Origin of the sequence: Mesobacillus boroniphilus (assembly GCF_018424685.1) — a bacterium.
GTDB lineage: Bacteria > Bacillota > Bacilli > Bacillales > Cytobacillaceae > Mesobacillus > Mesobacillus boroniphilus_A.
In genome coordinates, this window is record NZ_QTKX01000003.1 from 367313 (window position 1) to 380686 (window position 13374).

Genomic DNA, 13374 nt, shown 5'->3' on the forward strand with positions numbered 1-13374 from the left:
TAATGAAGACCATTTTAATCGTAGAAGATGAAAAAACGATTTCGAGAGTGTTGGCGGTTTACTTGAAGCATGAAGGCTATGAGGTTGTACAGGCCTTTGATGGTAGCGAAGGTTTGACATTATTCACTGAGCACAAGCCGGATCTTGTTCTGCTGGATGTCATGCTGCCAGGAATGGACGGCTGGGATATTTTAAAGGAAATCCGCAAAATCAGTCCCTGTCCTGTCATCATGCTGACTGCCCTCGGAGATATCGACTACCGTCTGAAAGGTTTGAATCAGGGAGCGGATGATTACATCTCCAAGCCGTTCATTGGTGAAGAAGTGGTTGCCAGGGTAAATGCCGTACTGCGCCGTTCTTCCCAAGTATTCGAAACGGAAAACATGAAACAGTTTGGCAGTCTCATAATCAACATGGATTCCCATGTGGTAACGGTTGGTGGCGAGAAAGTCGTCTTAACCCCCAAAGACCTTAGTTTGCTGATTTTTTTAGCAGAAAGGCCAAATCGAACTTTTACACGAGAAGACTTGATCGAAAATGTGTGGGGGATGGACTATGACGGGAGTGACCGCGCAGTGGACCTATCGATAAAAAGAATCCGTCAATCACTGGCGGGCTGGTCCTCTTCACAGGGGGAAATCAGGACACTAAGAGGATTGGGGTATCAGTTCAGTGTTTACGAAAAATAAAAAGCAAGTTACCTTGTTGAGATATTGGACAACCAGATATCTTCTAACCCTGATAGTCGGGCTTCTTTTGCTCGGTGCTGGTTCCATGTGGTGGATCAAGCAGACGACGCTAGAGAACCGGTTGAATTTAATGGAATATCTTGCGGTCGAAACGGCGGACCGATTTGGACAGTCCATCGGGAATAACGATTATGGTCGTCTTGACCGCAGGCTTGAAGATAGGGCCAGGCTTCTGCAGATGGAGAATCAGCCCCAGCTTTTCATAACCGATCTGGAAGGAAACATTCTGAATACGGGCCCCATGCACGGAGGAGGCGGTCCACGCCATATTTCAGGAAAGGTTCCCCAAGAAATCATTGCGATGGAAGACTCCATTAAGAGAGTCTCTGAGAATGGAACAGAAATTTACTCTGCAAAGGCTCCAATTTTGATAGACGATCTACAGACTGGCTGGGTTGTGGTCATGCAAAGCGCTGATGAATTGGCGGATGTAGACCAGGAATACCGTTTGTTACTCATTTTACTGCTCGGACTTGGTTTGCTTGGCTGGGTTGTTATCTATCTACTAACGAAGAGAATCCTGAAACCAATCCAAGATGTAGCGCGGGCAGCGTCACAGGTGCGTGAAGGGGATTATGACATCAATCTAGATTCCGGCCAAAAGGAACTTGAAATATCCGAACTTGTTACTTCTTTTAAAGAAATGACCAGCCGTTTGATCCAGCTGGAGCAAATGCGTGCCGAGCTGCTGGCAGGCGTAACACATGATTTGAAAACGCCTGTAACCTCGATCAGTGGTCTCGTCCAGGCTGTAAGGGACGGTATTGTAACTGGGGAGGAGCGCCAGGAATTTCTGGACATCACCCTAAAAGAAATCCAGAGATTGCAAACAATGATTTCTGACTTGGTGGAATTCAACTCACTGGCAGCGGGTGCCTTCACGATCAGGACAGAGAATTGTAATATGAACAAACTCGTTGAAGAGATTGGGAGGCAGTGGCAGGTCACGCAAAATGAATCCGTTAATCTAAAGGTCATCACTCCAGGCCATACCATACAGGCTATGACGGATCCATTACGGTTGCAGCAAATCCTGATCAACCTATTGAACAACTCCTATCAGGCTCTCGGTTATGGTGGTTCGATATCCCTCATACTTTCAGAGGGTAGAATTGATGTAAAAGATACAGGTTCAGGCATTCCAGAAGAAGAGCAGGCACTGGTGTTTGAGCGTTTCTTCCGAGGCGAGAAGAAAAAGCTCAAGGTAAGGGGACTTGGACTTGGACTTCCTTTTAGCAAAATGCTTGCCCGGTCCTTGGGGGCCGACTTGATTTTAAAGGAGAGCAGTCAACAGGGAACGACATTCTCCATTGTGTGGGATCACATAAAGTAGGGCTGCCATCTCAGGCAGCCCTTACATCTCTATTAATTCTTTTATAGAATTGTCTAACCTCTCATAGCTGCCGCCAATAATCAGCCAATCATCTGGAATGACGATAAATCTGCCGTTGCTTCCACTCAAATAACTGTAGATAATCTGTGCTTCATCAATCTCTTCTTTGCCGATCATACATGATTTTCCGATGGCGTTCTCTTGAAAATAGGTCAAAATGCTTGTCCTGATTTTTTCAAATTGATGCTCAATCATCTCCAGAGGATATTTTTTGCTGAAAATGACTTTATGGCCCTTGATTAAAAAAAGCTTCAGGTTACTGTCCATTAATCGTTCAATTGCCACAATGTTTTTACTGTCTTCGGTAAACTGAACAACGGTTTCTTTATATAAAAGGACCGAAATGGATTTAATGTAATTCCTGTATTTTGCCGCAGCCTCAAATTGAAATTCACTGGCAGCGTGCTGCATCTTCTCTCTTAATCTATCAATGATTCCTGAGTCATCCCCCTTGAGCAAGGAAATGATGTTGTCCACCACCTCATTGTAATGTTTGACAGCGACTCCTCCAATACACAAGCCATTGCACTGGCCAAGAAAATAATTCAGACACGGAGAACCTTTAAGGGGCTGGAGGCAGTTTATTTTAAAAAGCTCCTTCATATCCTCCATTGCTTTCTTTACATACACTGGGCTAGTGTACGGACCGAAATACATGATGCCATCTTTATCCGTTCTGGTTTGTGTGATGGTGATTTTTCGATACGGCCCGTCCATGTCAATTTGAATATATGAATAGGGCAGGTGACTTTTCATTTTTTTATTGAAAAGAGGCTTTAATTCTTTGATCAGCTGGCATTCAAGTAAGAAAGCCTCAAATTCTGTATCAGTTAGTATATAGTCAAAATCCTGGATATTTGTGACCAGTTTCCTAATCTTTTGAGGATGGGATGCTGATTTTTGAAAATAGGATTGGACTCGCTTCTTAAGACTTTTCGCTTTTCCAACATAGATGATTGTTCCTGCTTGATCTTTCATCAGATACACACCGGGTGTTAAAGGAAGGCTGCTGATTTTTTCTCTTAAATTCATTTCGTTCTCCTTTTTTATAGGGGTGTTTTCCCATATATTAAAGATACCAAAATTTTGAGTCCTTATATCTCCCCATATTTTAGCATGAAGGATGATTTAAGCTGTTTATCGGCATAAAATGCTTGCTTAAGTCCAAATGTTTCCGCTTTCATTCACTATCTCGCCAGTATGCTTCCGAATTGGCTCGATATCCTTGAATCTCATTCTGAAGATGTTACTATAGGTAACGTTGATAAAATGCGAACGGAAATATAAATTTATGGGGTGAATGCGGTTGTTAAAACATAAAAAAGTAGCTTTTTTAGGTGCCGGATCGATGGCGGAAGCAATGATTTCAGGTGTAGTCAAATCAGGTAAAATGCGTGCGGAAAATGTTTATGTTACGAACAAGAGCAATGCAGCGAAACTGGAGCGGTTGGAATCCAGATACGGAATCAATGCGATGCCTCAGGCTGAACTGCCATATGTAGAAATAGATATGTTTATTTTAGCGATGAAGCCAAAAGGAGCAGCGGGAGCGCTTGAGGCTTTGAAGGATAAATTAGTGCCTGGCCAGGTGGTTGTGTCAGTTCTTGCAGGTATTTCAACAGGTTTTATGGAAGATAACCTTAAAGATGGCCAGCAGGTTGTCCGTGTCATGCCGAACACATCAAGCACGATCCAGGAATCAGCCACTGCCATTTCACCAGGGATGCACACAACGAATGATAATATCGAGGATGTAAAAGAACTTTTAAGCAGCATGGGCAAAGTGTTCCTTATTGAAGAGGAGCAGATGGATATCTTCACAGGACTTGCCGGAAGCGGCCCTGCTTATTTCTACTACTTGATGGAGCATATGGAGCGTGTCGGCAGGGAAAACGGCATGGACGAAAAAATGGCCCGTGAAATCATTGCCCAGACGATTCTTGGTGCGGCCAAGATGATTATTGAAAAAGACGAAACACCAGAGGTACTCAGGAAAAACGTGACTTCACCAAATGGAACGACAGCATCTGGGTTGAACGCGTTGAGGAAGTACAATGGCGGTACGGCGATCTCCCAGGCAGTCAATCATGCTGCGAACCGCTCTAAAGAAATCAATAGAGAGCTTGAAGGAGTCCTTATTCCTTCTTAAAAAGCGAACGCTAGCGGCGATAAAACCGCTAGCGTTTTCTACATATACAATTTATACCCTCTCGTTTTCTCCATTAGATATTGGAACCCGTACAGCAAGTAAGCTTTATAGTGCAGATAGAGGAAGAACTGAAAATTGTTCAATTTGTTCAGTCTTACAATTTTTACTTTCTTGAGTACGTTAATGATAAAAAATGCAAATATCCCATCTGCAATTGCATTTAGCGTAATGAATTTTTTGAAATTCCCATACGAAATTTTCAGGAGCCACATTGACAGCGGCATGTAAGGCCCTATGCTAAATGGAATTTCATCTCGCAGGAAAGACTTTCGTTTGTTGTAAAACTTCCACCAGTTCCGCTTGTGGCCATACATATGGTTGATGATTTCAAAAACGATGATAAAAACTCCCGCAAAAGAGTAGCGTCTGAAGCTTCTTTTGCCAATGAATAATATAGTTAGCCATGGAACAAATACCAATATAAGATTAAAAAGGAAATGCCTCTTTGAAATCATCCGCTTTTTTTTCACCTCAACTACTTTCAATTCTTTCTATAAACTGTCCATAATTTAGCAAAATTAACCGTGAATAAAAAACAAATACATGAATTTTCACCCGCTAAATTTTCATAATTATTGAAAAAGTGATGCTCCTTAACATATAATCACTTGAAGATATAAAAGGAGATACTGAGATGATACGGAGATTTTTTACTTATTACCGCCCTCATAGGCGGTTATTTATCATTGATTTCAGCAGCGCGGTAATCGTTGCTTTGCTGGAGCTTGCTTTCCCGCTTGCTGTGCAATGGTTCATTGATACGCTGCTTCCAGGCGGGAACTGGAATATGATTGTCAGCGTAAGCATCGGCTTGCTGTTGTTGTACATCATCAGCACATTGCTTCAGTTCATCGTCAATTACTGGGGGCACAAGCTTGGGATCAATATTGAAACAGACATGAGGCAGCAGCTGTTCCAGCATGTGCAGAAGCAATCGTTTCGCTTTTTCGATAATACGAAGACCGGACACATCATGAGCCGGATTACTAATGATCTTTTTGATCTGGGCGAGCTGGCACACCATGGACCGGAGGATTTATTCATTGCGGTGATGACATTCGTCGGAGCGTTCTGGATCATGCTGACGATTAACGTCAATCTGGCATTGACTACGATGATTATCGTACCGTTTCTGATTTGGCTGATTACCTATTCCAACCTCAAAATGAATGCAGCGTGGAAAAATATGTACACGGATATCGCCGATGTGAATGCCAGGGTTGAAGACAGCGTGTCTGGAATCCGGGTTGTCCAATCTTTTACAAATGAAGATTTTGAGATTAAGAGATTCACTAAGAATAACCGCAAGTTCCGTCGTGCTAAATTGACTGCCTATAAGGTGATGTCCTTCAGTTCATCTGGTATTTATATGCTGACAAGGCTGATTATCCTTGTCGTCCTTGTATATGGGGCGTGGCTGAGCTTTAATGGCAGTTTGAGTTATGGAGAACTAGTCGGGTTCGTCCTGTATGTGAACGTACTTTTCAAACCGATTGATAAAATCAGTGCGATTCTGGAATTGTATCCAAAAGGAATGGCGGGTTTTAAACGCTTTACCGAGCTGATGGACCAGAGTCCCGATGTCGTTGACCAGGAAGATGCAATTGACGTCCCAAGTTTGAAAGGGAACATCCAATTCAAGGATGTCACGTTCAGCTATGACCAGAATAAACCGGTCCTAGAAGGAATAGATTTACATATCCGTAATGGTGAAACAGTCGCGTTCGTCGGACCTTCCGGTGCAGGGAAAACGACGATTTGTTCATTGATTCCTCGCTTTTACGATGTAAATAACGGCAGGATCACGATCGATGGCATCGATATCCGCGAAATGACCAAGAAATCGCTTCGTTCACAAATCGGTATTGTCCAGCAGGATGTGTTCCTTTTTACAGGGACCTTACGTGAGAATATTGCCTATGGCTCCCTTGGGGCAACTCATGAGGATATCGTCAGAGCCGCCAGGCAGGCACATCTTGAAGACTTCATCGCTGCCTTGCCTGATGGCTATGAAACACAGATTGGAGAACGCGGCCTGAAGCTTTCTGGTGGACAGAAACAGCGGATTGCGATTGCGCGTATGTTCCTGAAGAATCCGCCAATCCTGATTCTCGATGAAGCGACTTCTGCACTTGATACCGAGACAGAAAGAATCATCCAGAAAGCGCTAGCGGAGCTGTCCAAGAACCGGACGACACTTGTAATCGCACACAGGCTGGCAACAATCAGAAGCGCCGACAGGATTGTCGTCGTAACCGAGGACGGAATTGCCGAAGAAGGCAGCCATGATGAGCTGATTGAACAGGGAGGCATCTTCGCGAATCTGCATAAAGTACAGTTTGAAACTTCTGTTTAAGGTTGGTTTATTTTTCCTGTTTTGCTATGATATAAGTAAAATCATGATAGATTTGGAGTGAAGTTCCATGACAGGAACGATTACAATCATAATGGTGTTCTCCATCCCGCTAGTCGCCATCGTCACAAGCCATTATCAAAGAGTAGCCAAAATCAAACACAACATGATTAAAGACGAAATCGAGCTTGAAAGATTGAAACATGAAAACTACCTGCTTGAAACAGAAAAGATGAAACTTGAACTCATGAAACTGGAAAGTCCATTGGACAAAAAAGTGTTATAGAATTTGCCCTCTCGTGGAATGCGAGAGGGTTTTTTATATGAAGAAAATCTAGCCGCGGACTGACGCCAATGATAAGATTCAATAATTTTTTCTCCTTTTTTCAAAAAATGGTTAAATATCCCTTGTTATATTGCATAAGATGTTATATAGTACATTACAACAGTAATGCACTATGTGAACTGTTAAAGGAGGTGCAGGGTTGATCCTTAATTCAGATAGCATGAAACCGATTTACGTCCAAATCGCTGAGTGGCTGGAAACAGAGATTCTCAGCGAGAGTGTCAAGAAGGATGACAAGGTTTATTCACAGTATCAGCTTGCGGAAATGCTGAATATCAATCCGGCGACAGCAGCAAAAGGGTTGAATATTTTGGCGGATGAAAACATTCTTTATAAAAAGCGCGGTCTCGGGATGTTTGTATCGGAGGATGCGAAGAAGATTATCACGGCGAAACGGAGGGACCAGACATTGAAGTCATTGGTGGCTGAGTTGGTGCGGGAAGCGGAGCACCTCCAGGTGACTGAGGAGGAATTGATCGAAATGATCCAGGAAGCCAAACGGGATTTAAAGGGGGATTCATGATGAGTGTACTGAAGTTTGAATCGGTAACAAAAACATATGGGAAGAAAAAAGCTTTGGATAACCTTTCTTTTTCTCTTGGAGAAAACAAAATTACTGGTCTGATTGGCAGGAATGGAGCAGGGAAGACGACGATGCTGAAGATCGCTGCCGGTTTCATGCGTGAGAGTTCAGGTGAAGTCGAAGTGTTTGGAGAACACCCATTCAATAATCTAACAGCGTCTGCCAATATGATCATGGTTGATAATGATATGAATTTGCCAGCGGCACTAGAACTCGAGGAATTACTGGAAACAGCGGCCGATTTTTATCACAACTGGGATATGAAATTGGCGCGGAACCTGTTTGATTATTTCGGTCTGGATCCGAAGCAGAGCCATGCCGGGCTATCAAAGGGGATGAAGAGCACCTTCAACGCGATTATAGGACTCGCGGCCCGCTGTCCTCTGACGATATTCGATGAACCAACAAATGGAATGGATGCGGGAGTAAGGAAGGATTTTTACCGGGCGCTTTTGAAAGACTACATCGCTAATCCCCGGACGATCATCATCTCAAGCCATCACCTGAACGAAGTAGAGGATATCCTCGAAGACATATTGCTCCTGAAGGACGGAAAGCAATTTTTGCATATGCCGATAGAAGAACTGCGGGAGTATGCGGTTGTTGTCAGCGGTAAAGAAGAAGCGATGAAGACCTGGCTCCGCGGCCATGAGATATTTCATAAAAGCAATACCGAATTCGGAAGGATATATGCGGTAATCCGCAATGATCTCTCCGATGACCAGATTGCTGCAGCAATGAAAAACAGCCTGGAATTCTCAACGATATCAAACGAGGACCTCTGTCTGTACTTGACGAGCCAGGAGAAAGGCGGGATTGATGATGTATTTAACAAAGGTTAGCCTTTGGGATGTAGTAAAAAAGCAACTCCGTTTTAAATTAAAATCTTACCGGGGGATGTTCACCTCTCTAATGATGCTTCAGATTATCGGGCTCCTTTTTTCGCTTGGCGGAGAAGGTGGCGGTGGCGGAGGGTCGGAAACTTTCAGCTATAGTATGAACTACTACTCAGGCAATATAATCCTCGCTTTCATGATGATATGGGCTTTCATCTCAGCAATCGTCGTCACTACCCAGGCATATCGTTTTGATGATTACTCGTTTGTGGCCAACAGGCTGAGCAGTCATTTATCGAACATCCTGTTCCTTGGATGGGCAAGTGTCATCGGCGGGGTTACGTTTGTGCTTGCAAGCCAATCGTTGAAGCTGTCCTTTTTATTCCTGAAGGACCGGGAATTCATCGAAAGCCAGCCAATGACAGTGCTTCAAATGGCAGAAGGATTTGCTGCTACCATCCTGTATCTGTTCCTATTCACGGCGATAGGCTACTTAGTCGGGATGCTGGTCCAAAGGAGCAAGATTTTTATCATCGTCCTCCCTGCGCTCCTTTTCGGAAGTTTGTTCTTAAATGTGTTCCTGGCGAGCGAATCTACCCTTGTGATTGATATTGGTCAAATTTTTGTGAGAGAAACTTCATTTCTGCTGTTTCTTTTAAAGGTACTGTTTACAACTACCATTGCCTATGGATCCGCAGTTGCAATTTCGAACAGCCTGGAGGTGAGGAAATGAGTCTATTTATCTTGCTGTTTATCATCGTACTGTTGATGATTAGTTTTGGGAACTTTAAGTTTTTCGGAGCCAGGTTTATGAACGGCAGCGGCATCACAAAGATTTTCGCGGGGTACCTCATTATTCTTCTTGTCGGTGGGAGTCTATCATTTATGGTGCCTGTAGAGGGTACTTTAGAAGCTGAGTATTTGACTGATAAGGAATTAGAAGAAAACGATAGGTTGAATAGTGATATTTATTCTACGATCGAATCTGGAAAGATCGAAGAAACAGAAGGGCTTACAAAAAAAGAATCATGGGATTTTCCGCTCAATGGGCAGCTTCTAGACATAAATATTATGGGTCAGAATGCAATGATCTTCGTCGAGAAGGTTGATTCTCTTGAGGGGAAAGTGGAAGTGACCCATTATTCCACTTATTCCTATATTGACAATATTGATATAACCAATCGCTTCAAATCACCAGACGTGGAAATGAGCGATACAACACTGAAAATCTTCCCTCCTGACCCTGTGAATATCAAACTTGTAAAGTTCAAGAACGCATTTCCATTCACCCAGTTCACCGAAGATGGAGAGCAATTCACCGGAGGATATGGAATGATGCAAGGATTGGATTTCATCTATATTACTGTCCCGGCTGATACCGAGGTCAACGGAGACGGATATGTGATCAACTAATTCATGAGCCCCTAATATTAGGGGCTCTTTTTCGTATCTGGTTCCCATACGGTATAATGATAGTAAGAGTATTTTTAAATGAGGAATGCAAAATGGCTATACTTAAAAAATTCAATTTTGTCGGCGGAAGGGTCCTTAAAACGGGGATTGCTGTCTTCATTACGGCATTGATTTGCGACCTGTTAGGCTGGCCGCCAATGTTCGCCGTGATTACAGCCATTGTGACGATTGAACCTACTGCGGCAGATTCGATAAGAAAAGCATATGTACGATTCCCAGCATCGGCGATTGGCGCGGCTTTTTCCGTCGTCTTCAACTTTGCGTTCGGAGACAGCCCGCTAACCTATATGCTCGTTGCCGTCGCAACGATCATTGCCTGCCACAGGCTGCACCTGCAAGACGGGGCACTGGTGGCGGTTCTGACAGGAGTAGCGATGATCTCAACTGTGCATGATCATTATCTGTCCAGCTTTTTCATTCGTCTTGGGACGACTTTAACCGGACTAACGGTGTCGACCTTGGTGAACCTGCTCGTGATCCGTCCTGATTACTCAAAATCGATCAAGGCAAAAATCCAGCAATTGATTGTAGAGACGGGAGACCTGATAGAAGGCAGGGGAACGGAAATTACAAGGCATCAGCCTTTGCACCGGGAAACAAGAGCTGAGTTCCAGAAAATCCTGAAAGACATGGAAGGCATTGAAACACTATGCAAGTATCAAAAGAAAGAATGGAAGCTTCATCAATTCGACCGAAAGGATATGCGGAATATCCATTATGAATTCAAGAAGCTGACTATTTTGAGACAAGTCCATTATCACGTCGGAAATCTTGTTTCACTTCCCTCGATGCACCTTCCGAAAGAGAAAGCACAAGTCGTCGAAGCCATGGTAAAATCGATCAAGTCAGCTTTCCATCATCCCGATTTTGTAATGGATGAATCTCATGATGCCATTGTGAAAGAACTGCTAGAACTATTAAGACATGAGGTAGATGAGCGGGAGGCTTACTCCCATCGGTTCTCTGAAGAAACGGTCATCTATTACGAGCTGGTTTCGGTTCACGACCTGCTAGAAGAGTTGAATCACATACACAAATTTGAAATTAGGCATCAAAAGTTGCTGGAAAAGTCATTGGATATTAGTTGAAGCTCCTTAATAGGGGCTTTTTTTATTGGCAGGTTAAGGGAGTCGGTCAGCCAAAGCCAGATTATATCCTGGAATCCTCCCAGGATGTTTATGATGTGATTTAATGCAAAGAGACTCAGCAATGGGTCTTTTTTTCAATTGGAGAAAAAGATCGGTATTTTCCAGTTCGCTATAAAAATGATATAAAGCAAATTCTACGTTTAAAATAATTCTTTTTAAAAAAATGCTCCCTCCACTAAAGCGATCTTGAGCAGAAATAGTCGTTTACACAACTCAGCTTTGAGGAAAACGCATAAAAAGTATTTGCTTTATTAAAGGGGAAAACTTTTTCACCAGAGGGATGTTGTTTTGTACTAAATTCGTCAATGTCTGGTTATGAAATGGCCAGGCATCGTGATATTCTAAATTGTGTAGGTTTTCACAAACGCAATTATTGGAGGAATCATCTGTGGACGGCATAATGGGTTTGCTTGAGGAACCGTTAATTTTACTATTTGTGATATTATTTCTTGGCTCAGCGTTGGGTGAAATAAAAATACGGGGGCTAAGCCTGGGAACATCCGGAGTGCTCTTGGCGGCAATGGTATTCGGTCATTTCGGCTACCAGGTGTCGCCGATCATCCAGCAGCTGGGCCTTGGCTTATTTATCGTGGCAGTTGGCTTATCCGCAGGGCCCCGCTTTTTTCGGATGATGAAAACGAGCGGGATTGTCTTTGGAATCATAAGCCTTTTGATCGTTCTCGTTGCATCAGTCACTACTATTATTGTGGCCGAGCTGTTCAATCTGTCGCCGGCATTGAGCATCGGAATCATGACCGGTGCGCTGACGAGTACACCGGGACTGGCCGCGGCCCTACAGGCAACTGGGGATCCGCTCGCGTCTGTTGGCTACGGTATTGCCTATCCATTTGGAGTACTGGCGGTTGTTCTGTTCGTACAGCTTTTGCCGCGCGTCCTGAAGGTGGATTTAGCGGAAGACTTGAAAAAGAAATCGGGTCCCGTTCGCAATGATGAGTCGCCTGAAGTCATGACAATCGAGGTAACCAGTCCATCGATTAATAAAAGAACGTTAAAAGAACTGGAGTTCAATCGATACAATACGGTCGTCATCAGCCGCGTCATCCGCGGTGACAGGAACATTATAGCCCTGAATGATACGGTCATCCTGGTGGGCGACAGACTTGTTGCTGTAGGTCTCCGGAGTGATTTGACAAAGCTTTGTGAGGACATTGGCAGAGAAGTTCAGACGAATCTGAAAAATCACGATAATGTAAAGCTGCGTAAGATCATCGTAGATTCATTGGAATTGATCGGGAAGACGATCAGGGAGCTTGAATTAAGACGGACATATGGAGTGACGGTTACAAGGATAGAACGCGGCGGTTTTGAATTCAACCAGAATTCGAAATGGCGATTGGAGCGAGGCGATGTCCTGACTCTTGTCAGCAGTGAAGACCGTTTGGATGACGTAGAAAAGCTGTTCAGCAGAAAAAAACTGACGGTTACCAATATCCATATCCTGTCGTTGAGTTTGGTGTTGCTGCTGGGTGTGATTGCCGGTATGATTCCTTTCCATTTTCCAAAGCTTGGCACGATTACATTCGGCGTCGCAGGCGGACCGTTGTTCATCGCCTTGATCATCGGCCACTTCGGAAAGCTTGGCCCCATCCATGCGCGCTATTATCAGCCGTCAAACCAGGTCATTCGCGATATCGGACTGGTCTTATTCCTTGCCGGCGCTGGTACTACAGCTGGAAAAGGAATCGTACAGGTCATCCAGCAGGAAGGCTTTAATCTTGTAATCGGCGGTGCGATCATTACGATCCTGCCAGTCGTAGCCGGCTTTTTCATTGCAAGAAAGATATTCCGGCTTAGCATCATTCACTCACTAGGAGCATTGTGCGGTGGCATGACAAGTACACCTGGACTAGGGGCCACCAACCAGTTGATGGATTCCGAAGATCCCGCGATTGCTTATGCAGCTGCATATCCATTTGCGCTTATATCCGTTGCGGTGGCATCGCAGGTTTTGGTGTTCTTTTTATAAACTATTAACTCCTGCTGGATGAATCCAGCAGGAGTTTTTTTGACGGTCAGAATCCAGTTGGAACAGAAGAAAAGCGTCCGTCATCGAGGCTATGATGGACAGAACTTAATTGGAAAATAGAAGAAAAGTGTCAGTCAGCAGTGCTGTGGCGGATAGAAATTGGTCAAGAAATTGTAGAAGTGTCTGTCACAGAATTATAAGAAAAATTATCCAAATTTTATTGACATTATTTTCAAACAGGATTATATTATCATTATTGATAATGATAATAATCGCAAACTAATATATAGCAGGTGA

13 protein-coding genes are annotated in these 13374 nt (G+C 43.7%); 11 read left to right on the forward strand and 2 right to left on the reverse strand.

All coding sequences use genetic code 11. The annotated features are described in order from the left end of the window. Positions 1-2: 2 nt before the first annotated feature. Positions 3-689, forward strand: coding sequence for a response regulator transcription factor (locus DYI25_RS19105; protein WP_213371915.1), 687 nt, complete (start codon positions 3-5; stop codon positions 687-689). Next, positions 673-2082 carry an ATP-binding protein gene (locus DYI25_RS19110; RefSeq protein WP_213371917.1) on the forward strand — a complete coding sequence of 470 codons (1410 nt, stop codon included), beginning with the start codon at positions 673-675 and terminating at the stop codon, positions 2080-2082. The genes DYI25_RS19105 and DYI25_RS19110 overlap by 17 nt, the downstream gene beginning before the upstream one ends. 21 nt (positions 2083-2103) lie before the next feature. On the opposite strand, the gene DYI25_RS19115 is transcribed toward DYI25_RS19110, so the two are convergent. Next, positions 2104-3174, reverse strand: coding sequence for a UvrB/UvrC motif-containing protein (locus tag DYI25_RS19115; protein ID WP_213371919.1), 1071 nt, complete (start codon positions 3172-3174; stop codon positions 2104-2106). Positions 3175-3442: 268 nt separating this feature from the next. Between DYI25_RS19115 and proC the strand changes: the two genes are divergently transcribed. Next, positions 3443-4291: a pyrroline-5-carboxylate reductase gene (proC, locus tag DYI25_RS19120; RefSeq protein WP_213371921.1), complete on the forward strand. Its 849-nt coding sequence runs from the start codon at positions 3443-3445 to the stop codon at positions 4289-4291. A 38-nt stretch (positions 4292-4329) separates the two neighbouring features. Here the strand turns inward: proC and DYI25_RS19125 are convergent, their stop codons facing one another. Next, positions 4330-4806, reverse strand: a complete 477-nt coding sequence (locus tag DYI25_RS19125) for a hypothetical protein (protein ID WP_213371923.1) — start codon at positions 4804-4806, stop codon at positions 4330-4332. 179 nt (positions 4807-4985) lie between these two features. Between DYI25_RS19125 and DYI25_RS19130 the strand changes: the two genes are divergently transcribed. The 8 genes from DYI25_RS19130 (at position 4986) to DYI25_RS19165 (ending at position 13077) form a co-directional block, all read left to right on the forward strand. Beyond that, the gene (locus DYI25_RS19130) at positions 4986-6707 is read left to right on the forward strand and encodes an ABC transporter ATP-binding protein (protein WP_213371925.1); all 1722 of its coding nucleotides are present in this window, start codon (positions 4986-4988) and stop codon (positions 6705-6707) included. 67 nt (positions 6708-6774) lie between these two features. After that, complete coding sequence (locus DYI25_RS19135) at positions 6775-6990, forward strand: hypothetical protein (protein ID WP_213371927.1); 216 nt, start codon at positions 6775-6777, stop codon at positions 6988-6990. 199 nt (positions 6991-7189) lie between these two features. Next, a complete protein-coding gene (locus tag DYI25_RS19140; RefSeq protein WP_213371929.1) occupies positions 7190-7573 on the forward strand; it encodes a GntR family transcriptional regulator in 384 nt (127 codons plus the stop codon). Further along, a complete protein-coding gene (locus tag DYI25_RS19145) occupies positions 7573-8475 on the forward strand; it encodes an ATP-binding cassette domain-containing protein (protein ID WP_213371931.1) in 903 nt (300 codons plus the stop codon). The genes DYI25_RS19140 and DYI25_RS19145 overlap by 1 nt, the downstream gene beginning before the upstream one ends. Further along, entirely contained in the window at positions 8450-9202 is a 753-nt protein-coding gene (locus DYI25_RS19150; protein WP_213371933.1) for a hypothetical protein, read from the forward strand. The genes DYI25_RS19145 and DYI25_RS19150 overlap by 26 nt, the downstream gene beginning before the upstream one ends. Then, positions 9199-9882 carry a hypothetical protein gene (locus DYI25_RS19155; protein WP_213371935.1) on the forward strand — a complete coding sequence of 228 codons (684 nt, stop codon included), beginning with the start codon at positions 9199-9201 and terminating at the stop codon, positions 9880-9882. The genes DYI25_RS19150 and DYI25_RS19155 overlap by 4 nt, the downstream gene beginning before the upstream one ends. Positions 9883-9974: 92 nt before the next feature. Further along, on the forward strand, positions 9975-11030 hold the full coding sequence (locus DYI25_RS19160) for an aromatic acid exporter family protein (RefSeq protein WP_213371937.1): 1056 nt from the start codon (positions 9975-9977) through the stop codon (positions 11028-11030). Between the two features lie 448 nt (positions 11031-11478). Continuing rightward, a complete protein-coding gene (locus DYI25_RS19165) occupies positions 11479-13077 on the forward strand; it encodes an aspartate:alanine exchanger family transporter (protein ID WP_342032541.1) in 1599 nt (532 codons plus the stop codon). Positions 13078-13374 lie beyond the last annotated feature (297 nt).

What these genes read in the sequence shown, in the direction of transcription:
- DYI25_RS19125 (WP_213371923.1), bottom strand. Translation starts at nt 4,806, where the DNA reads ATGATTTCAAAGAGGCATTTCCTTTTTAATCTTATATTGGTATTTGTT.
- DYI25_RS19105 (WP_213371915.1), top strand. Translation starts at nt 3, where the DNA reads ATGAAGACCATTTTAATCGTAGAAGATGAAAAAACGATTTCGAGAGTG.
- DYI25_RS19135 (WP_213371927.1), top strand. Translation starts at nt 6,775, where the DNA reads ATGACAGGAACGATTACAATCATAATGGTGTTCTCCATCCCGCTAGTC.
- DYI25_RS19155 (WP_213371935.1), top strand. Translation starts at nt 9,199, where the DNA reads ATGAGTCTATTTATCTTGCTGTTTATCATCGTACTGTTGATGATTAGT.
- DYI25_RS19145 (WP_213371931.1), top strand. Translation starts at nt 7,573, where the DNA reads ATGAGTGTACTGAAGTTTGAATCGGTAACAAAAACATATGGGAAGAAA.
- DYI25_RS19115 (WP_213371919.1), bottom strand. Translation starts at nt 3,174, where the DNA reads ATGAATTTAAGAGAAAAAATCAGCAGCCTTCCTTTAACACCCGGTGTG.
- DYI25_RS19130 (WP_213371925.1), top strand. Translation starts at nt 4,986, where the DNA reads ATGATACGGAGATTTTTTACTTATTACCGCCCTCATAGGCGGTTATTT.
- DYI25_RS19160 (WP_213371937.1), top strand. Translation starts at nt 9,975, where the DNA reads ATGGCTATACTTAAAAAATTCAATTTTGTCGGCGGAAGGGTCCTTAAA.
- proC (WP_213371921.1), top strand. Translation starts at nt 3,443, where the DNA reads ATGCGGTTGTTAAAACATAAAAAAGTAGCTTTTTTAGGTGCCGGATCG.